Annotated in this window: 15 protein-coding genes; 10 read left to right on the top strand and 5 right to left on the bottom strand. The window is 64.9% G+C overall.

All coding sequences use genetic code 11. The annotated features are described in order from the left end of the window. Window positions 1-30: 30 nt before the first annotated feature. The 6 genes from AKG07_RS13725 to AKG07_RS13700 all read left to right on the top strand — a co-directional run bounded on the left by AKG07_RS13725 (window position 31) and on the right by AKG07_RS13700 (window position 8055). Window positions 31-1737: a dipeptide ABC transporter ATP-binding protein gene (locus AKG07_RS13725; RefSeq protein WP_150115140.1), complete on the top strand. Its 1707-nt coding sequence runs from the start codon at window positions 31-33 to the stop codon at window positions 1735-1737. Window positions 1738-2083: 346 nt separating this feature from the next. Further along, window positions 2084-3160, top strand: a complete 1077-nt coding sequence (locus AKG07_RS13720) for an extracellular solute-binding protein (RefSeq protein ID WP_053098430.1) — start codon at window positions 2084-2086, stop codon at window positions 3158-3160. 46 nt (window positions 3161-3206) lie between these two features. After that, on the top strand, window positions 3207-4223 hold the full coding sequence (locus tag AKG07_RS13715; protein ID WP_053098429.1) for an ABC transporter ATP-binding protein: 1017 nt from the start codon (window positions 3207-3209) through the stop codon (window positions 4221-4223). An 82-nt stretch (window positions 4224-4305) separates the two neighbouring features. After that, the gene (locus AKG07_RS13710; protein WP_308418031.1) at window positions 4306-6099 is read left to right on the top strand and encodes an ABC transporter permease; all 1794 of its coding nucleotides are present in this window, start codon (window positions 4306-4308) and stop codon (window positions 6097-6099) included. Then, on the top strand, window positions 6096-7130 hold the full coding sequence (locus AKG07_RS13705; protein WP_082297947.1) for a LacI family DNA-binding transcriptional regulator: 1035 nt from the start codon (window positions 6096-6098) through the stop codon (window positions 7128-7130). Before AKG07_RS13710 ends, AKG07_RS13705 begins: the two co-directional genes overlap by 4 nt. A 40-nt stretch (window positions 7131-7170) precedes the next feature. Further along, window positions 7171-8055: a metallophosphoesterase gene (locus AKG07_RS13700; RefSeq protein WP_053098427.1), complete on the top strand. Its 885-nt coding sequence runs from the start codon at window positions 7171-7173 to the stop codon at window positions 8053-8055. Between the two features lie 336 nt (window positions 8056-8391). Here the strand turns inward: AKG07_RS13700 and AKG07_RS13695 are convergent, their stop codons facing one another. Beyond that, window positions 8392-8835, bottom strand: coding sequence for a hypothetical protein (locus AKG07_RS13695; RefSeq protein WP_053098426.1), 444 nt, complete (start codon window positions 8833-8835; stop codon window positions 8392-8394). Window positions 8836-9518: 683 nt separating this feature from the next. Here AKG07_RS13695 and AKG07_RS13690 point away from each other — a divergent pair. Both AKG07_RS13690 and AKG07_RS13685 read left to right on the top strand, forming a co-directional pair. Then, entirely contained in the window at window positions 9519-11648 is a 2130-nt protein-coding gene (locus tag AKG07_RS13690; RefSeq protein WP_053098425.1) for an McrB family protein, read from the top strand. Continuing rightward, window positions 11645-12877 carry an McrC family protein gene (locus tag AKG07_RS13685; RefSeq protein WP_053098424.1) on the top strand — a complete coding sequence of 411 codons (1233 nt, stop codon included), beginning with the start codon at window positions 11645-11647 and terminating at the stop codon, window positions 12875-12877. Before AKG07_RS13690 ends, AKG07_RS13685 begins: the two co-directional genes overlap by 4 nt. Window positions 12878-13372: 495 nt before the next feature. Here AKG07_RS13685 and AKG07_RS13680 read toward each other — a convergent pair whose 3' ends face one another. Further along, window positions 13373-14302 carry an NADP-dependent oxidoreductase gene (locus tag AKG07_RS13680; protein ID WP_053098423.1) on the bottom strand — a complete coding sequence of 310 codons (930 nt, stop codon included), beginning with the start codon at window positions 14300-14302 and terminating at the stop codon, window positions 13373-13375. A 90-nt stretch (window positions 14303-14392) separates the two neighbouring features. Between AKG07_RS13680 and AKG07_RS13675 the strand changes: the two genes are divergently transcribed. Both AKG07_RS13675 and AKG07_RS13665 read left to right on the top strand, forming a co-directional pair. Further along, a complete protein-coding gene (locus AKG07_RS13675; protein WP_053098422.1) occupies window positions 14393-14896 on the top strand; it encodes a MarR family winged helix-turn-helix transcriptional regulator in 504 nt (167 codons plus the stop codon). 295 nt (window positions 14897-15191) lie between these two features. Beyond that, window positions 15192-15788 carry a hypothetical protein gene (locus tag AKG07_RS13665; RefSeq protein WP_150115139.1) on the top strand — a complete coding sequence of 199 codons (597 nt, stop codon included), beginning with the start codon at window positions 15192-15194 and terminating at the stop codon, window positions 15786-15788. Window positions 15789-16110: 322 nt separating this feature from the next. Here AKG07_RS13665 and AKG07_RS13660 read toward each other — a convergent pair whose 3' ends face one another. The 3 genes from AKG07_RS13660 to brxL form a co-directional block, all read right to left on the bottom strand. Further along, window positions 16111-16635 carry a hypothetical protein gene (locus AKG07_RS13660; RefSeq protein WP_053098419.1) on the bottom strand — a complete coding sequence of 175 codons (525 nt, stop codon included), beginning with the start codon at window positions 16633-16635 and terminating at the stop codon, window positions 16111-16113. Window positions 16636-16743: 108 nt separating this feature from the next. Continuing rightward, entirely contained in the window at window positions 16744-17856 is a 1113-nt protein-coding gene (locus tag AKG07_RS13655; protein WP_150115138.1) for a serine/threonine-protein kinase, read from the bottom strand. A 161-nt stretch (window positions 17857-18017) separates the two neighbouring features. Further along, complete coding sequence (gene brxL / locus AKG07_RS13650; protein WP_053098417.1) at window positions 18018-20225, bottom strand: BREX system Lon protease-like protein BrxL; 2208 nt, start codon at window positions 20223-20225, stop codon at window positions 18018-18020. Window positions 20226-20229 lie beyond the last annotated feature (4 nt).

Raw genomic sequence — 20229 nt, 5'->3', positions numbered from 1 at the left:
GACACGACCCGTGCTCGACGAGGAGGACGCATGCCGAAGGACATCGCCGCGACCGCCGATGAGTCCGCCCGACTCGGTGAGGCCGTGAACCCGACACCCGGCGGCCGACCCGCCGCGCGTGACGACATCCTGCGCGTCGAGGATCTGCGCGTCGCCTATCGGATCGGCGACCGCGAGGTCGATGCGGTGCGCGGGGTGAACCTCAGCGTGGGCCGCGGTGAAGTGGTCGCGATCGTCGGCGAATCCGGATCCGGCAAGAGCACGGTCGCGCAGTCGATCATGAACCTCCTCGCGCCGAACGCCGAGGTCACCGGTGGGCGCATCGAGTTCGACGGCGAAGACCTGATCCCGCTGAGCGAGCGCCGCTGGCGCAGCATCCGGGGCCGTCTGATCGGGCTGGTCCCCCAGGACCCCGCGCTCTCTCTCAACCCGGTGCGCCGCGTGGGGGTGCAGGTGGCGGAGCCGCTGCTCGTGCATGGACTCGCGACCAAGCACGACGCGCATGATCGTGCGGTCGAGCTGCTCGAGATGGCGGGTCTGACGTATCCGGCCGAGCGGGCGAAGCAGTATCCGCACCAGTTCTCGGGTGGCATGAAGCAGCGTGCGCTGATCGCGGGGGCGCTGGCCGCGCAGCCGAGCCTGATCATCGCCGACGAGCCGACGAGCGCCCTCGACGTCACCGTGCAGAAGCAGATCCTCGACCACCTCGCGAACCTCACGCAGGAGCTGGGCACCGCGATCCTGCTCATCACCCACGACCTGGGCATGGCGGCCGAGCGGGCCGACCGGGTCGTCGTCATGAAGCAGGGCGAGATCGTGGACTCCGGACCGGCGGCGCAGGTGATGACCGCGCCGACGCACGAGTACACCCGCAAGCTCATCGCCGCCGCACCACGGCTGAGCGCACATGAGCGGCGGACGGCATCCACCCAGGCCCGCATCGAGTTCGGCGGCGAGCCGATCGTCCGCGTCTCCGAGCTCACCAAGGTCTTCCCGCTGCCCAAGGGCGAGGGCGAGCGCCGCTCGCTGACCGCCGTCGACGCCGTCTCTCTCGAGGTGCGCCGCGGCGAGACGCTCGCCGTCGTGGGCGAGTCGGGGTCGGGCAAGAGCACGCTCGCGCGACTCGTGCTGCGGCTGGAGGAGCCGACCTCGGGATCCATCTCGTTCGCCGGCGAAGACATCACCCACCTCAAGGGCGAGAAGCTGCGTCAGCTGCGGCGGCGGTTCCAGATGGTCTACCAGAGCCCGTTCGACTCCCTGAATCCGCGCATGACGATCGAGCAGCTCATCACCGAGCCGCTGCTCTCGTTCGGCGAGGGCGACCGGTCGTCACGGTCGAAGCGCGCCGTCGAGCTGTCGGAGCAGGTCGCTCTTCCCGACGGGATGCTGGGTCGGTTCCCCGACGAGCTGTCGGGCGGCCAGCGGCAGCGCGTGGCCATCGCCCGTGCCCTCGCGCTCGACCCGGAGTTCCTCGTGCTCGACGAGGCCGTCTCGGCGCTCGACGTGTCGGTGCAGGCGCAGATCCTCGCGCTGCTCGACGAACTGCAGCGCGAGCGCGAACTGAGCTACCTCTTCATCACGCACGACCTCGGTGTCGTCGCCGAGACCGCCGACCGCGTCGCCGTGCTCAAGCACGGCAAGCTCGTGGAGTGCGGCGATGCCGCGCAGATCTTCACGAGCCCGCAGGAGGAGTACACGCGGATGCTGATCGAGGCCGTTCCGGCGTTCTCCGCCTGACGCTCGCCCTCGGTTCGACCGCGCGTGAGTGGTCACTTTCGCACCCCTTACGGCCACTTCAGGTGCACTACTGACCACCCACCGCACGCCCCTCGCGTGAGTGGCCACTTTCGCACCCCTCGCGGCCACTTCAGGTGCATTACTGACCACCCACCGCACAGGCGTCAGGTGTCAGGCGAGGCACAGCGTCGACAGTTCACTTCCCACTCCCCGTGCGTTCACCTCGGACGCCTATCTTGAGTGCGGTCGCGCGAACGCGGCTAAGAATCAGACAGATCGTTGTACATAAACCACAACATCGCGGTAAAGTCGGATCAGACATACCTCGATGACGAGAAAGGCGACCATGGTCGACATCCGAAAGAAGCGCTGGTCTCTCCTGGGAATCGCTGCGGTGGCGGCCGTGACCCTGACCGGCTGCGCAGGCGGCAGCACCGAGTCCGACGGCGGTTCGAGCGACGGCGGGTCGGATGCGACCCTCATCGTCTATACGAACTCGAACAGCGACGGCCGTGGCGAGTGGATCACCGAGAAGGCCGCGGATGCCGGCATCGACATCGAGATCGTGGGCCTCGGCGGCGCCGACCTCACCAACCGCATCATCGCCGAGAAGAACAACCCCGTCGGCGACGTGGTGTTCGGTCTGAACAACATGTTCTTCGAGCAGCTCAAGGCCGAAGAGGCGATCACCGCCTACGAGCCCGAGTGGAGCGGCGAGGTCCCGGCCGATGCGGGCGACCCCGCTGACGGAGCGTTCTGGCCGCTCGTCGAGCAGGCCATCGTCACGGTCTACGACGAGAACACCATCACCGACGCCCCCTCCGATGAGGAGGACCTCTGGACCGACGAGGAGTACGCGGGCCGCTACGAGGTCAACCCGGCGCTCGGCCAGGCCACCCCGCAGCTCGTGCTCGCCAGCATCCTGTCGCGTCACCTCGACGAAGACGGCGACCTCGGCGTCAGCGACGAGGGCTGGGATCTCGTGAAGTCCTACTACGCCAATGGATCGCCGGCGGTCGAGGGCACCGACCTCTACGCCCGCATCACGCGTGGCGAGATCGACTACGGCGTGCTGCCCTCGAGCGGCATCGCGGCGCGCGACGAGGAGTACGGCACGAAGACCGGCATGATCGTGCCCGACTACGGCGTGCCGTATGTCACCGAGCAGATCGCGCAGATCAACGGCACCGGCAATGAGGAGAAGGCCCAGGAGTTCATCGACTGGTTCGGCAGCGCCGAGGTGCAGGGCGAGTTCGCGGCCGAGTTCAACTCGATGCCCGTCAACGAGGGTGCGGTCGAGCAGGCCAACCCCGAGGTCGTCGAGCTCATGGGCACCCTCGACCGTCAGGACATCGACTTCGGCTTCGTGAGCGAGAACCTCGGTGCCTGGGTCGAGAAGGTCACGCTCGAGTACATCGGCTGATCTCGCACGACACCACCCCTCCTCTCGCACTAGCCGGAAAGACACCATGATCCGTTTCGAAGATGTCGAGGTCGCGTTCGGCGATCACCGCGCGGTCTCGCACCTCGATCTGGAGATCCAGGAGGGTGAGTTCTTCACCCTCCTGGGTCCGTCCGGATGCGGCAAGACCACCGCCCTCCGCACACTCGCCGGGTTCGTCGAGCCGACGGGCGGTCGCATCCACATCAACGGCCGCGACGTCACTCGCGCGCCCAGTGAGAAGCGCGGCGTGGGGATGGTGTTCCAGAACTACGCTCTCTTCCCCAGCATGAACGTGCGCGAGAACATCGCGTTCGGGTTGTCGATCCAGAAGACGTCGAAGGCCGAGCAGCGCCGCCGCGTCGACGAGATCGCCGACCGCACGGGCCTCGCGCCGTCGCAGCTCGAGAAGAACGTCTCGGAGCTCTCGGGCGGGCAGCAGCAGCGTGTGGCCATCGCCCGCGCGCTCGCGCTGACCCCCAGCATCCTCTTGCTCGATGAGCCGCTGTCGAACCTCGACGCGAAGCTGCGCGTGCAGCTGCGTGAACAGCTGAAAGACCTGCAGCACGAGGTCGGCGTGACCACGGTCTACGTCACGCACGACCAAGAAGAGGCGCTCACGCTCAGCGACCGCATCGCCGTGCTCGACGCCGGAACCCTGCAGCAGGTGGGCACTCCCGAGGAGATCTACGACCGCAGCGCGACGCCGTTCGTCTGCCGCTTCATCGGCGAGAACAACCGTCTCAGCCCGGCGCAGATCACGAGCCTCGGCGGCGGACTCGACGCCACGGCCGAGAGCTACGTGCGGCCCGAGAAGCTGCACCTCGCCGAGGCGGGCGACAGCTCGACGGCATCCGCGTCGCTCGCCGGCACCATCGTCGATCGCACGTACCACGGCAGCCACAGCGTCTACACGGTGACGGCAGAGGATGCTGCGCTGCGCGTCAGCGTTCCCGCCGCGGCGAGCGCGCGCCAGTGGAACCCCGGCGACGCGGTGCGCGTCGACGTGGACCCGCGCTGGATCCTGCAGTATCCGGCGGCGTGACATGTCGGACGCTCGGAACCCCCAGAACCCCTCACACCCCGCGGTCCCGCCCTCAGCGGCCGTGACCGGAGAAGCCGGCTCCTTGACGACCGAAGCTGTCGTCGAGGGTCAGACGGCGGGACCGCGGCTCAACAAGAGAGGGCGCCCCGGCAGCGTGAAGGCGATGCTGCGCTCGCCCCTCGCGTGGATCACGGGCATCATCGTGATCTGGTTCGCCGCCGCCTTCCTCGTGCTGCCGAACGCCGCCCTGCTCGGCGTCACCTTCTTCCCCGACGGGCAGTTCAGCATCCGTGCCGTCGAGAAGCTGTTCGGCAGCGAGCGCGCACTGAAGACGCTCGGCAACAGCTTCCTGCTCGCCGTCACCCTGTCGATCACGGTCAACGTGGTCGGTGTGTTCATCGTGCTGGTGACGAAGTACTTCCAGGTGCGCGGGGCGAAGATCCTCTGGCTCGGCTATGCCACGACCCTGATCTACGGCGGCATCGTGCTGGCCGCCGGATACAACTTCATCTACGGCCGGTTCGGGTTCTTCACGAACATGATGGTCAACTGGTGGCCCGACATGGACCGCGACTGGTTCTCGGGCTACTTCGCCGTGGTCTTCGTGATGACGTTCGCGACCACGACGAACCACATGCTGTTCCTGTCATCTTCTCTCGGCAAGGTCGACTACGCGTCTATCGAGGCGGCGAAGCTGATGGGCGCCTCGACCTGGACGATCCTCCGCCGCATCGTTCTGCCGGTGATGAAGCCGATGCTGTTCGCCGTCACCGTGCTGACGTTCCTGATCGGGCTCGGGGCGCTGACAGCTCCGCTCGTGCTCGGCGGGCCGGACTTCCAGACCGTCGCGCCGCTGATCATCGACCTCTCGCGCAGCCCCATCACGCGTGACATCGCGGCCTTGCTGGCGATCGTGCTCGGCATCGCGACGATCATCCTGCTCGCGATCATGAACCGCTTCGAGAAGTCGGGCGTGTACTTCTCGGTCGCGAAGGTGGCGACGCCGATTCAGAAGCAGAAGATCCGCAACCCGTTCGCGAACGTCGTCGTGCACGTCATCGCCTACCTGCTGTGGGTGATCTACCTGATCCCGGTCGTGCTGATCGTGATCTTCTCGTTCGTCGATGCGCGCAGCATCCTCGCCGGGTCCATCACCCTCGACAGCTTCACGCTCGACAACTACGTCACCGTGTTCTCGAGCGCCGAGGCGATCCGTCCGTTCATCGTCAGCGTCGTCTACAGCGCCGTGGCGTCGATCGTCGTGGTCGGCGGTCTGCTGTTCGTGGCGCGGATGCTGCAGAAGCACCGTAACCTGCTGACGACCGCGATCGAGTACGTGCTGCACATTCCGTGGATCCTGCCGATCGTGCTGATCGCGCTCGCCCTGGTGACCGCGTTCGACGAGCCGCGGGCGATCGTGGGCGGCTTCGTGCTCACCGGCACGCCGATCCTGCTGCTCATCGCGTACATCTGCGTGAAGATCCCGTTCACGCTGCGCCTGCTCAAGGCGGGGTTCGCCTCCGTTCCCGATTCTCTCGAAGACGCCTCCCGCATCCTCGGAGCGAAGTCGCTGACGACGTTCCGCAAGGTGCTGGTTCCGCTGGTGCTGCCGACGGCTGCGGCGATCACGGCGCTGAACTTCAACAGCCTGCTCGATGACTACGACGCGGCGATCTTCCTCTATCACCCGCTGTTCAAGCCGCTGGGTGTGGCGATTCAAGAGAGCACGCGCGGCGAGAACAACCTCGATGCGATGCCGATCACGTTCGTCTATACAGTGCTGCTGATGATCATCATGGGTGTCACCATGTATCTCGTGTATGGACGAGGTTCGCGCGCCGGAGCGCCCCGCAAGGCCAAGAAGGCTCGCGCGTGAGTGGTGCATCGCCTTCGGATGCTCCGGGGCTGCGCGTCACGGTCAGTGATGTGGCCGCGGCCGCCGGGGTGTCCCGGGCCACCGCGACCAGGGCGTTGAAGGGCGAGGGGCGATTCGCTCCCGAAACCCAGGAGCGGATCCTCGCCGAGGCCGAGCGCCTCGGATACGTGCGCAACACGATGGCCGCCGAGCTCGCCGCCGGCCGCACCGGCACCGTCGGGCTGATGCTGCGCGACGCGAGCAACCCGGCCTATGGTCTGCTGTTCTCGCGGCTGCAGGATGAGGCCCACAGGCGGGGGCTCGACCTCGTGACCGTGACGATCGGCGCCGACGTGCAGGGAGCCGAGCAGGTCAACGCCCTGCACCGGCTGCTCGGGATGCGCGTCGCCGGACTGATCGTCGCGACCGGTGGCATCACGGCCGCGCAGCTCGAGCCGTTCGCCGACCAGGTGCCGATCGTGCGCGCGGGGCGGGTGGAGACGGCCGAGGGGATTCATACCGCGCACTACGACGATCCTTCGCATGGAAGGATGCTGGCCTCGCATGTCTTGTCGCTGGGGCACCGGCGCGTGGTCGTGCTCTCCGGCGCCGAGGATGTGTCGTTCGCCGAGCATCTTCGAGCTTCGGCGATGGAGTCGACGTTGGTTGCTGGTGGGGCTTCCGTGACTCGGGTGTCTGCGGGGGCTGCGCCGACCGATGGAGTGGACGAGGCGCTGGATGCCGTGCGCGAGGGGGCCACGGCAGTGATGTGCGCGTCGGACTATCGGCAGCTCGCGGTCATGCGCGCTTTGCGTGCTGCGGGGTTGTCTGTGCCCGGCGACGTGAGCGTGACGGGGTGCGATGGCATCCTTCCCGGCGCAGACCTGCTGGGGCTGACAACGCTGCGGATTCCGGTCGAGGCCGTTGCCGCTGCGGCTGTGGAGACGATGCAGCGGTTGCTGAGTTCTGATGCTGATTCGGATTCTGCGGAGACCGTGCGGCAGCCTTTCGTCGGAACCCTCGTGCCCGGGTCGACTGCCGCTCCCGTCTGACTTCTGTCCTGTACTTGTTCGTCGTCTCACTGGAAGAGAAATGATCCTCACCGAACACTCTCGCCCATCGCACACCTTCGTGCACATCTCCGATACGCACCTCCCCGGTGAACGCGCGCCGCTGTATGGCAGTGGGGCGGATGCTGATGCGAACCTGTCTTCTGTGCTGTCGCGGTTGGTGTCTTCTGGCTTGAAGCCTGATGCGCTGTTGTTCACGGGGGATCTCGCGGATCGGGGAGATGCGTCGTCGTATCGGCGGTTGCGGGAGTTGGTGGAGCCGGCGGTTGAGGCGTTGGGGTGCGAGGTCGTGTGGGCCATGGGGAACCATGACGAGCGCGGGGCGATGCGGGCGGAGTTGGGGCTCGCCGGCGGCGCTTCGGATGCTGTGGTCGAGGTGCGCTGGTTCGGCGGGATGCGGGTGATCGTGCTGGATTCGACGGTTCCCGGGCAGCACTGGGGGCGGGTCGATGAGGCACAGCTGGCATGGCTTGCAGCGGAGCTGTCTGTTCCCGCGCCGGAGGGTTCGCTGCTGCTGATCCATCACCCGCCGCTGCCGACGGTACTCGACCTCGCGGTGACGGTCGAGCTACGTGAGCAGGCGGCGCTGGCTGCGGTGCTCGCGGGGTCGGATGTACGGGGGATCCTGTCAGGGCACGTGCATCACCCGTCGTTCGGAACGTTCGCGGGGATTCCGGTGGCGGCTGCGTCGTCGAGTGCGTACGGGCAGGATCTGGCTCAGCCGGTTGGAGCTACGCGGGGGCAGGATGCTGCGCAGGGGTACAACCTCGTGCACGTGTATGACGGGACCATTGTGCACTCGGTTGTCGGGCTCGAGGTCGGGGCGGATGTTGGGGAGCCGGTGGCGGCGGAGGAGGCTGGGCGAAGGATTGCAGGGCGCGGGATTTCATGGCGGGAGCGGGTCTAGTCCAACCCCGTTCGTTGAGCGAGCCCGGCAAAGCCGAGCGAGACGAAACGCCCTAGATCAGTCCACGGCAGCCACTCCGTGCACCAACCAGACTGGTAATCCTGAGGCCGCGCGTGGTGATGACCCGCGGGTCCAAACGCTGGGAATCCCCTTGTGGTTCGAAAGTGAACGCCGTGTACCCGATGAGCCTTCGGCGCAGAGACGTTCAGGACTCGGGAAGCCTGCGAGAAGTACCACGCCACTGAGCGCTCCCGGCTCGGCCAAGCGCCGCCTGAACGCCTGGTGCGACGAAATCATCAGCCGCGATGGTGAGCGTCTTCGATCTCATCACCGCTGTCATCCATCGTTCGTGTCGGCGTCCGCCGGCCACGTCCAATCGATCTCCACCTCCTCGATCTGCTTCGCGACGCGACGCCGTCGTGACGCGGCGCGCTTCGTGCTCGCGTTGGTCAGGTCGGGCCATCGCCACTCCGCCGGGAACATGTGCAGCGAGAGTGTCGTCGCGTCGGCTGCACGCGGATCGGCGGCACACACGAGCGTGAAGGCGTAGTCGGCGACCCGCCACACAGCGCGCGGAAGCGAGATCCGCTCGTCCCGACTCAGCATTGCTCCATACCCTTCGTCGGGGTCGAGAGGCGACTCCGCATGGAATCCGCCCCCGCCGAAGTAGTGCACGAACGCCATTTCGAGTGATCGCTCGAGCGCCGTCACCCTCTCCTTCGCGTCGGTCGACCCGTCGGAACGCGCCAGAGGGATGATCGTCAGAAGTCCGTTCTCCACGGACCAAGGACTGATCTGGCGCCACTCGACATCGAGACTAATCCGCCCGTCTTCGCCTCGCCGCTCCCCCCGCCGGAAGCGGCCCACTCCCTCAACGATCGCGAGACCGTCGCCGAGTTGCACAAAGCTCTCCATGGCTCCAGCATGCCGTGGCGACGAGCCGATGGCGTACGCAGCGACACATGCCGTTGGATCTGATCACGCCTCGGGCAACGCTCCTGCCGTGAGCAAAGCCTCGCGGACGTCTCTGAAGTGAGAAATGATCCTCACGGAGCACTCTCGCCCATCGCACACCTTCATGCACATCTCCAATACGCACCTTCCCGGTGAACGCTCGTCGCTGTATGGCAGTGGGCCGGATGCCGATGCGAACCTCGATTCTCTGCTGTCGCGGTTGGTGGATTCGGGACTTCGCCCTGATGCGCTGCTGTTCACGGGGGATCTCGCTGATAGCGGGGATGCGTCGGCATATCGGCGGTTGCGGGAGCTGGTGGTGCCTGCGGTTGAGGCGTGGGGTGTGAGATCGTGTCGGCCATGGGCAACCACGACGAGCCAGCCGGTCACCAGCGCCCCTTCGTGTCAATATGATCCGGAAGCCCGAGAACCGGCCAGCATCACATCATGCCCTCGCCGCCGGCTTCCCTCCCGGCCCGTGAAGCCGCCGCCGAGCAAGAAGGACGACGATGAACAAAGAAGTCAGACGAGCCGAACGCGCCCGCGTCGCCCTGGAGATCCTCGCCGAGCGCGCTTCCGACGGAACCTACCTCCCGATCTCCACAATCTGGGCTGAGACTCTCGAACGCGTTCCGCTCACCGAGTACGAGTCTGAGCTGAAGGCTCACAACCGCCCGCGCGGCGAGAACGACTGGCGTTGGTCGAGCGCCGACCTGGTGGCGTCTGGATGGCTTCGCAAGAATCCCTCGGGAGTCGGGGAATGGGCGATCACTGCGGAGGGGATCGCCGCCCTGGCAGCTCACCCCGGCAATGCTCTGCTTCTCGAAGCCCAGCGCAACTATGCGCTCGGGCGTGCTCGCCTGCGGGACGAGATCGAGCGGTCGTTGCCGGAGAGCTGGGTCAGCACCGACAGCGCGCAACGGAAGCTGCTCGCCGCTGCGGATGTGATCGTGCAAGAGGGCCTTCGCAACGGCATGTCCGCCTTCGCGCCCGGGCGAGAGGTCTGGAGTAGCGACAACATCCGCGCCGTCCACAAGATCTGGGACGAAGCAGAGGCGACGGCCGGCGAGGGATTCTCCGGCAACCTCACTCGACAGTTCGCTGACGCCACGGATGACCAGTGCCTTCTGATGGCAGAGGTCATCGCCCTGCAGACGCTTCCGGTGGGCTGGATCATCGGCCACGCGAAGAAGCGCGAGCGCGTCGAGTCGATGCTGAAGACCATGCAGCACCCCGTGGAGATTCCTCAGATCTTCGACGAGGCCTTCGGCGGCGGAGCCTTCAACCCCGGGCAGGGGATGCAGACGCACATCAACCGCGCCATCACGGTGATCCTTGACGTGCTGCTGGCATGGTCCGAACTCAGCCAGGACGATCAGCTCGCAGCCCTCGAGGACCCTCGCCGCTGGCGCGACCTCGTCGCCCCCGAAAAGGGCTTCCCGACTCAGCGTTACGCGCTTCTCTATCTGGTGCATCCGGGCTACTTCGGACCGATCGTCTCGACCGATCACCGCCAGCGCATCAGAGAAGCGTTCATCGGCGAGATCGGCGGAGAATTCAGCGACGATCCCGACGCCGACCTGCTGGGCATCCAGATCGCACTCCAGACGAAGGCTGGCAAGGCGGTCAACGTCTACGACGAGCCGCTTCGCAGCCGCTGGCATCCGGATGCTGTCACGACACCCGATCCGGCGCCAAAGAAGGAGCGCGAGGACGAACCTGTCGATGCGGACCCCCGAGGCTTCGCCGTCGCCGACATCGACGTCGCAGGACTCGCAGATGCCACACACCTCGACGCCACGTGGCTCACGAAGGTGACGAGTGCCCTCCACCGCAGGGGTCAGGTGATCCTCTATGGCCCTCCCGGCACCGGCAAGACCTATGTCGCCCGAGCGCTCGCAGAGAAGCTCGGCAAGCCGGGCAGCGTCGTCAAACGCATCCAGTTCCACCCCTCGTACACGTACGAGGACTTCTTCGCGGGGTACCGGCCCGTCACCGACGCCGCGGGCCAGCTGTCGTTCTCGCTCACGCGGGGGCCACTTCGCGAGATCGCGGACGAAGCTCGCAAGAACCCGGATGTGCCGCACGTGCTGATGATCGACGAGATCAACCGGGCCAACATCAGCAAGGTGTTCGGCGAGCTCTACTATCTGCTCGAATATCGCGATGACGCGATCGACGTTCTCTACGCGGGATCGGGCGACGACGGCGGCAAGTCCTTCACGCTGCCCGCCAACGTTCTGATCATCGGCACGATGAACACGGCCGATCGGTCGATCGCACTGCTCGACTCGGCGATGCGTCGCCGGTTCTCGTTCTTCGAGCTGCATCCTGACGTGGCGCCGGTCAAGGGCATTCTCGACCGCTGGCAGAAGCGTCATCCGCAGAGCATGCCCGTCGCAGCGCTGTTCGAGCGGCTGAACCTGAGCATCCGCGATCGGGAGGATCGCATCGGACCCAGCCACCTCCTCAGCCCGGCCGACCTCAGTGAGGATGACCTGCGTGCCGTGTGGGACGAGAGCATCCTTCCTCTGCTCGAGGAGCGCCACATCGGCACCGGCGTCGACGTCCACGTGAAGTACGGTCTGGATGCGCTACTCGTCGCACTGAGACCTGAGTCCGCGGCAACGGAGGCATGACCCCCTCGATGGATGCCGTACGGGTCGAGGAGATCGCCGAGAAGGGCGAGACCTTCGTCGCGTTGACCTCTGCGCAGGCGGCAGAACTCCAGAGCCTGAAGTTCTGCCGGGTCTCGCCGACCCCAACCTCCGGTGTCTGGCGGGTCACCGACGTCACACGCGTCGGAGTGGTGGGAATCGACGACGTCCGGCTCATGGTGCGACCCAAGACACCGCTGCGGAGCCTGATCTTCATGGCCTCTCATGCGGGCGTGCAGGCCGACGTGAGCCACACCTCATTCGAGTTCGAGGCTGAGGATGATCTGCCGGCGGCTCTGGCGTCGGCCCTGCTGAGCGCCCTCGAGAACGCCACGAGCCGGGGTCTCCTCAAGGGGTACGTGCCGGTAGAGGAGACCGGAACGGTGATCCGTGGGCGATGGGACATCGCTCGGCAGCTCAAGGCTCGCCCCGGCATCCCCGTTCCGGTAGAGCTCACCTACGACGACTACACCGAAGACGTGCCGGAGAACCGGATCGTGAAAGCCGCGGTGCGTGCGCTCACGCGGCTCGAGCAGCTTCCCCGAGGAATCGTCCGTGAACTCGGGCCGCTTCTGTCGTTGTTCTCCGAGGTGTCTGACCTGCGCGCTGACGGGCCGATCGTCCTGCCACCGGAGACACGACTGAACGGCCACTACCAGCCGGCTCTGCGCCTCTCGAAGTGGATCATCGAAGCGTCATCGTGGGCTCATGCAGAAGGCTCGCGGGGTGGGTCGACATTCCTGCTGAACGTCGCGAAGGTGTACGAAGATTTCGTCGGTTCCGTGCTTCGGTCGGCGCTGAAGCCCGAGGGGTTCGACGTCGATCTGCAGGTGTCGGACTGGCGGTTGGATGCCGATGGCCAGGTGCGGATGCGCCCCGACATCGTGATCTCCCGCAACGGGGATGTGGTGACCGTCGCCGACACGAAGTACAAGGTCTGGGGTGAGAGTGATGGCTCTCCTCCCAACGCGGATGTCTACCAGGCGTTGGCGTATGCGGTGACAGCGGATGTTCCGGAAGTGCATCTGCTGTATGTGTCTGGTGATGTCGAGCCGCGGCGGTATCGCATCTCGGCCACCGGGACGACGGTGGTCGCGCACTCGGTGGATGTGAGTGGGTCGCCGGAAGAACTCGTGCAGCGGATCGGGGAGCTCGGGCGGCGGTTGGTTGTCGGGAATCTCCATGACATCACTTCCCTTTCGACGGCCTGACGAGAGATCCACGACGCCGAGTTGCTGGCTGGGTCTACGCGGGCTCTCAAGCAGGCTGGATAATGCGGCTACTCACATCCGCATGTCCCATTGGCGTGGAAAGCCATCGTGCATTCAGGGCACGTGCCATAGTCCCGCTTCGATCCGAATTGAGGACCGCCGGAGCGACCGGCGCCATGCTTCGGATGCGTGATCCCCCAGAGGTTGCCTGGCGCGCGCCCACTCGGCCAACGTTCCACATCACCAAGGGCGCTCAGCACCTCATCCTCCGAGACGAAGCCGTTGCTCCAACCAGAAGCGATGCGAATATCGGGCCCGCCGGACGGTCGCACGCCGCGGATGTACGCTGATGTTCCGTAGAACTCGACGATTCCGAGGTGAGCGACCGCTCGCCGGATCAGCGCATGGTTCTCCATGAGAGTGGGTCTTCACGACTCAGCGCGGCACGGTCCCACGCTCCCAGGGGCAAGGATTGATCGCGCCAGCGACTCGGCATCACGGAACCACGATCACCTTCCCTGCGATCGATCCTTCAGCAGCCTCAGCGTGCAACGCCGGAAGCTCGGTCAACGGAATGCGACGAGTAACCTCCAGCGTCAGCTCCCCGCTGTCGACCAGTGACACCAACTCCGCAAGCTTCTCCGCATCACTCCGAACGAACACGACCACAGACGTCACCCCACGGTCGGCGTCATCCGGCGCCGGCATCCAAGCAGTGGTGCTCACCACGACTCCCCCGTCACGCACGAGTCGCACCAGAGCGGTGAACTCGTCCGGCTCGATGGGAGCCAGGTTGAGCAGGAGGTCGACCTGCTCGGTGACGGCATCCAGGACATCGGTCTCGGTGTGGTCGACGATCTCGTCGGCACCCGCCGCGCGCACAGCATCTGCACTCCGCGGGCTGGCCGTCGCGATGACGTACGCGCCCGCACGCTTTGCCAGGGCGATCGCATACTTGCCGACCACTCCGCCAGCCCCGACGATGAGCACTCGCTGGCCCGCCTTGAGGCCGCCGTCGTCGAAGAGCGCCTGACGCGCGGTGAGCGCGACCGACGGAAACGCTGCGGCGTCCGCGAGCGGCACGCTGGTCGGTGCGGCGACGAGCGCGACCGACGGGGCGATGACGTACTCCGCCGCTCCGCCGTCGGTTGCCATCGGCAGGAAGGCGATCACCGCGTCACCCACCGCGAAACCGTCGACTCTGTCGCCCAAGGCGTCGACCGTTCCTGAGACGTCATATCCGGGGATGTGCGGGAGCACCACCGGGATCGGCAGGAAGCCGGCGCGCATGCCGTTGTCGGCGGGACTGAAAGCGGATGCGGCGACGCGCAACCGCACCTGGCCGGCGCCCGGGATGGGCTGGGCGATCTCCTCGTACTGCAGAACCTCGGGGCCGCCCACTTCGTGGAACCGTACTGCCTTCATGATCTTTCCTCTCGTCAGTCGCTTCGAATTCGAAGCAATATGTTGAACGTATCACTGCTTCGAATTCGAAGCAACGCGTATACTGGAACCATGAGCACACGACCCCCTCAGCTCTCCCCGACGGAGCTCGCGGCCTACTTCGCCTTCACCGAGGTGAGCAGCCTGCTGCGGCATGCGGTCGAGAAGCAGCTGCGCGACGTCGGCAAGCTCAGCTACGTGCAGTTCCAGCTGCTCGCACGGCTCGGCGACGCACCGGATGGGTCGCAGCGGATGACGGATCTTGCGGATGGAGTCGTGTACAGCCGGAGCGGGCTGACGTATCAGGCGCAGTCTTTGGAGGAGCGCGGGCTCGTCACGCGTGGGCCGTCACCGGAGGACGAGCGCAGCACCATTGTCGCGATCACAGATGAGGGGCGGGACATGTTGGCGAAGGTGTTCCCGGGGCACATTGAAGCCGTGAAGACGCACCTGTTCGAGTCACTCAGCGCGAAGGATGTGGAGATGCTCGCGCGAGTCATGACGCAGGTCAGCGGGCGCCTACGGGCGGAGCCGCCGCGGAGCGCCGGGGCGCGGAGAGGAGGCATCGCTAACTAGGCGCTAAGGCACATCGTTTTATTGTCCCTGCTAGTCGTCGGTTCGGCGACTTCGCCGGCACGATCCCGATGGCGGCTCGTCGCGGTCATGATCATGGTCACGATCCGAGCGTCCGACTGGCACAGCGGGAAGCCCTGGAGGCTCGAGCGGATGCCGAAGAGCGAGACGTTCGTGATGGTCGCCACCATCGCACGAGTGCTGTCTATCACGTCAGGTTTCCTCCTTTCGGGGGTTAACGTCCTGCGGGGAGGGGAGCTGCCGCGCTTAGAGGTCGTCAGACTGCTAGCTTGACCGAATGCCCCCAACCTCCAGTCCGACGCCAGCCGCCGAGGTCATGACTGCCGTGTCGGCAGCCCCTTGGTGGGGAGTCCCCGTCATCGCGGGGGGCTTCCTAATTCTCGGTGCGGTCCTCGGCTTTCTCTTGAACCGGCTGCAAGACAATCGCAGAGCGAAACGGGAGCACGAGCAGCGCTGGTACGACCACATTCGCGACCTAAGTGGCCGGGCGGTTGCGACCACCCGCGAGTACGCTCACCGCGTCTACAGCATCGACGAAGCGGAAGGCGGTCAAGATGACGACGATGACGGCGACAACCTGACGCTTCGGTTCGCGACCGCGTACGAAGTTTTCGACCGACTACAAAACCTCGCCGGCGAACTGTCGATAGCCGCGCCGAAGGATGTGAACGACGCGATGGAGAAAATTCTGAGCGCCGCGCATGACTTGCGCGTCGCCTTCTACCGGGGCGAACTGGCGCATGACAGCTCCGCGGCCATATCGACGGCAGGAAACAAATTCATCGAGGTAGTGCGGCAGTACCTTCGGGTGGACGATGTGCGACCGGTCGGCTCGAAACCACGAATCCCACGCCCGGACCGACCCCGATCCTGATTGAGATAGTCGGAACGGTATCGCACGCCCATAAACTCCGGTGCGCGGGGGTTCCGACGGCGGTCGGTACGCCGTCGAAACAGCCACACGAGACGAGCCCACGCACCGTGTACCTTCGCGAGGGGGATGCGCCTTTCGGCAGCTACTACGTGTTCTTCTTTGATGTGATCGCCAATTCAAACGTTGTTCTCGCGCTGCACGCGACCACCAACGGCCATCGCGCGCCCTCAAGTGAGGGATAGAAAATCGCGACAGCGAATCGACATCAATATTGAAATCGACCACCGGTCCTATTTGGTCGGCTCTGTATGAATCAGCCGTACTACCAAACGTCACTTTCGCTACCCTTCGTAATGCGCGAGGGGTGGCCGGCGACAGTTTCAAGGGCTCGGCGGACTCTGTTTGCCCGCTCGATCAACCATGCCTGAGCCTCGCTCCCGTCAGCGTCCGGTCTCTCCATGGAGAAGCGCGGTCGATGGTGGAAGCCGATTCCGTCCATCATGAGATCGCCGAAGTGCCAGAACTCCCAGGGAAGTCCAAGATCGTGATAGTACTTGCTGTCGATCAGGTCGAAGAAGAAGAGCAATGCAGCACAGTGGAATGGCGTCGCCTCAAGATCTGAGTATGGTTCAGCGAGCTCTTGCGCGAGCTGCCTCGCCTGTGAAATCGGCGACCATCCGATCGGCGTCGTATACGCCGTCAGTGTCAGCATCGTGGTGCGGGCGATAGTCACCGCTTCTCGCCGTGTCTCCTCAGGAAGCGCCTGCATTCGCATCGCGGCAAGGCGCGCGTCGGCGACCCAGCGCCAGGAGAGCTCATCAGTTGAGTGGCCGTCTTCGGTAGTCATTCTTCCCATTAATCGTTGCGGTCGGCGGACGGGAGTGGATCACCAATCAGAATCGATTCCAGGACGGCAGAGCGAGCGCGGGCGCGTCTATGAACATTCCGGTTCCGTCTACTTCAGCGGAGTACCGCGGACTACCTGGCTCACCGGGTAGGAACGGACGTTCTGAGCGCCGCGGGTCGACTCATGCTTGATGAGGATGTTGCCTGGGCGCGTCGTATCTACACCGACGACGACGCCGGTCCAATCGAGGCCGAGACGATCGACGATGACGACTCTCGCACCGACATTCGCGTTTCCAGCGGCCGCACCGACGCCGGGCGCGGCGGGAGCCGGATCCCGCCCGCCCGCCCCGGCGCGCGCCGGTTGTTCAGCGGGCCGCGAAGGGTTTTGCGAAGGCGGCTTCCCCGCACCAGCGGCTTGCCCTCGTCCGGAGCCCTTCGAGCTCCCGGCAGGAAATAAATCGCGAACTTGCTCCAGCGCAGCGCCGGCCGCTGGTCGCTGGTGCGGTTCGAAGGCGAGCATCGGTGCGATCACTTCGCGAAGCACGGCGCTGAGCGGGCTCAGTCGCGGGCCTTTCACCATTGCGCGGCGCACAGCCTGGTCCTCGCCGAAGGGATCGGTGCCCCAGATGTCTGGGAGGCGAACTCCGGCCGCGATGGCAAGAGTGACCCCGAGCTTGAAGATGTCGGCTGCGGGCGCGAAATCTCGCTCTTCGATCACGTCGTCGAGCTGCTCCGGGGCGAAGAAGCCGGGCGTTCCGCCGAGGCGCCCCTTCTGGTTCGCCTTCGTAACGAGACCGAAGTCAATTAGGCGTGCTCTGCCCGGCTCGAGCATGACGTTGTCGGGTTTGAGATCAAGGTGCACGAGGCCGACATGATGGATCGCAGTGACTGCCGAGAGAATATCGTGCGCGAGATCGAGGAGTTGGTTCTGATCCATCGGCCCGACGGACCCAACTTGTTCAGCAAGGCTCCGTCCGCTGATGAGTTCGGTGGCGAACCACGGCACGTCCCAACCGGCGCGCGTCTGCTGCGTCGCGGCCTCGAAGACGCCTGGGATATACGGGCTATCGACCTTGCTGAGGGCCATAGCTTCATACAGAAACGCCTTCGCTTCGCCCGCAAGCCACGCGTCGAACCTGGCCCCCGGTATTGGCACTTCATCGGGAGCGGGCGGCAGCATCAGTTTGATGACGCCGCGATTGAGTTGTCCGCCAGCCACGCCAACTCGCGTGAGGGAATGATCTTCTCTCTTCCAGATTGCTCGCCAAGTCGTGCCCTGACCTCCCCGGCCGAGTGGCTCCGTGAGCTCCCAGTTCCCGACCTGCCTACCTTGGACGACCTCCCGCAGTCCCGCCTGTGCGGGATGCAGATCGGCCACCGTCACGCACCTTCGATCGATGTGCGGGCGTAGGTGAACGTCGTATCGGACTTGATGCGCCGGAACTCCTGTCGAGCTTCCGCGATCGCATTCGTCGGAGGCTCCCAGATATCAAGACCCTTTCCAAGCAGAATTCGCCAGCCGTGGTCGGTGATGATCGACCGGTCGTGGATTCCATCGACAAGACGGATGTCCAGGTTGACGCCGAAGCGCAGTGCTGCTTCGCGCAGAGAAACTAGGCGCTCAAGCTGGTCCTTCTTCATGTGATCCTTGTCCGTCTGCGTAGTGACGAGCTCGACGGCGACCTCGTCGGCCGGCCCCTTGGCGAGAGCGATCAGCCCAAGGAGATCGCCGAAGTTGCGAACCTGGTGTGGCATGCGGATGTAGGGATCGATGACAGTGATCTTTGTTGCACCGACGACATAGGGCAAAAGCACGTTCTCATACGACACACCCGTCTGCCCGGCCTTGAAATCACGGATGCCCTGGAAGAGCGGCATCGTGTCGTCCGGAACGACCGGTGCGTCGCTACCATCTGGCGTAATCGGCAGCGGCGGGGCAACAGAGACGACGGAGTACGGCGGATGCGCCGGCGCCGGTGGCGTGTAGGTGGGCAAGCCGCTCCCAGCGAGGGTGGGGCCAGGGGCTTCCGCGTCCCAGTCGCGCCGGTACAGCTGCGGGTATTGGTTCTCCTCTACGGTGACCACGTCGTGCCACCCGCCGAGCGAGTCCCGGTAGCCGAAGCGCGCCGGGTCGTCGCGCATGGTCGCGTCGATTCGGAGGATCTGGTCCTTGACTCTCTTGCGACCCTCGATGGCGTAGAGGAGCAACTCCTCCATCTCCTCCGGCGTTGCGACGCCAGTCGGATGGATGAGCTTCATCAGACCGGAGAAGGTCTTGTGTATGCCGTCACGATCGCGTGTGGAGATATCAGAGCCGAGGCTGAAGTGCGTTTGGTATTTGTCGGAGAAGTCCTCGCTACGCTTGGAGTGCAAGATCTCGGCGAGGTAGTCGACGACGAAGCCGTAGCCGTCGGAGAACATCTCCGAGCGGATCGGCGACACTTCCCAGCCCGGGATGTAGTGGTGAATCCGATCGAGCCACGCCGGGTCGCGGTACGAATCAGGAAGTTCGTCGAAGAGATCGGAGTGCTGGAGCATGTATGGCACGGTATGCGACGTGTTGCCGATGAAGACCATGGAGGCTTCAGCTCCGAGCGGCTGGTTTCCGCGGTTGAACTGTTTATTCGCCATGTAGTTCTTCATGATGTTGACCAGGTTCTGGTCGGTACGGCGATTAGCCGCGAATTCGTCAAAGGCGACCACATCCCAATACCCGACGAGGCCGAGCTTGCCGTTCGCGTTATTGACGAAGAGCTTGGCGACCGTGACTTCACCGCCGGAGATGAGGGCACCGTTCGGCGAGAGCTCACTGAACGTGTGCGACTTTCCCGTACCCTTCGGCCCGAGCTCGACGAGGTTGTAGTTGCGCTCGACGAAGGGGACGAGCCGGGTAAGCGCGATCAGCTTGCCTCTGAGGCTGAACTGCTCCGGATTGAGCCCGATGGACTGCATCAGTATGTCGATCCACTCGTCGGTCGTGAACGATGCGCGCGCCGCGTTGTACCGATCGAAGTCGACGCCGGCGATCTGGATCGGCTTCAGGTTCGCGAGCACCCACGGCTCGCTGGGACCGTCGCTCGGCTGATACTCGATATCGCAGATGCACCAGACGCCCCCAACAAGCAGCTTTTGGTTGTTCGTGACGGTGTTGGCGTCGATCGGGACGCCCTTGATATCGAGGTTCTCGAAAGACGCCTCATAGAAATCCTGCTTCGTGTTGAGGTCGACAGTAACGCGATCGATGATCCGGTGCTTGCCCTTCTCCCTGATCGTCGACTGGATAAGTACCTTCTCGTTCCGGTTGACGTAGTGCTCAGCGAGGATGCTGCGCACCATGTCGATACCGTCCTGGATGGTGTCCTCGTCGTCTGAAGCGGCGTACTGACCGAGTAGATACTCGAGCACATATCCGGGCACGACAGCATTGCCGCGCACCGCTTTGACGAGGTCCTTGCGGACCACCGATCCGGCGAAGAGATCGTTTACCTTCCGATCGAGGTCGGACTCCTCCTCGGTGAAGGCAGGCACATAGACCTCTTCATCCGCGGCCGCGCCAAGATCGGTAAGTGCCTCGTCGAGGTTCGTCATAGGT

Source organism: Microbacterium sp. CGR1, from assembly GCF_001266755.1.
Taxonomy (GTDB): Bacteria; Actinomycetota; Actinomycetes; order Actinomycetales; family Microbacteriaceae; genus Microbacterium.
This window is presented reverse-complemented; position numbering and strand designations above follow the sequence as displayed.

Excerpts from the sequence above, each read along its gene's own strand:
- brxL (WP_053098417.1), bottom strand. The coding sequence starts at position 20,225 with ATGACGAACCTCGACGAGGCACTTACCGATCTTGGCGCGGCCGCGGAT.
- AKG07_RS13690 (WP_053098425.1), top strand. The coding sequence starts at position 9,519 with ATGAACAAAGAAGTCAGACGAGCCGAACGCGCCCGCGTCGCCCTGGAG.
- AKG07_RS13665 (WP_150115139.1), top strand. The coding sequence starts at position 15,192 with ATGCCCCCAACCTCCAGTCCGACGCCAGCCGCCGAGGTCATGACTGCC.
- AKG07_RS13680 (WP_053098423.1), bottom strand. The coding sequence starts at position 14,302 with ATGAAGGCAGTACGGTTCCACGAAGTGGGCGGCCCCGAGGTTCTGCAG.
- AKG07_RS13720 (WP_053098430.1), top strand. The coding sequence starts at position 2,084 with ATGGTCGACATCCGAAAGAAGCGCTGGTCTCTCCTGGGAATCGCTGCG.
- AKG07_RS13685 (WP_053098424.1), top strand. The coding sequence starts at position 11,645 with ATGACCCCCTCGATGGATGCCGTACGGGTCGAGGAGATCGCCGAGAAG.
- AKG07_RS13660 (WP_053098419.1), bottom strand. The coding sequence starts at position 16,635 with ATGACTACCGAAGACGGCCACTCAACTGATGAGCTCTCCTGGCGCTGG.
- AKG07_RS13675 (WP_053098422.1), top strand. The coding sequence starts at position 14,393 with ATGAGCACACGACCCCCTCAGCTCTCCCCGACGGAGCTCGCGGCCTAC.
- AKG07_RS13725 (WP_150115140.1), top strand. The coding sequence starts at position 31 with ATGCCGAAGGACATCGCCGCGACCGCCGATGAGTCCGCCCGACTCGGT.
- AKG07_RS13700 (WP_053098427.1), top strand. The coding sequence starts at position 7,171 with ATGATCCTCACCGAACACTCTCGCCCATCGCACACCTTCGTGCACATC.
- AKG07_RS13715 (WP_053098429.1), top strand. The coding sequence starts at position 3,207 with ATGATCCGTTTCGAAGATGTCGAGGTCGCGTTCGGCGATCACCGCGCG.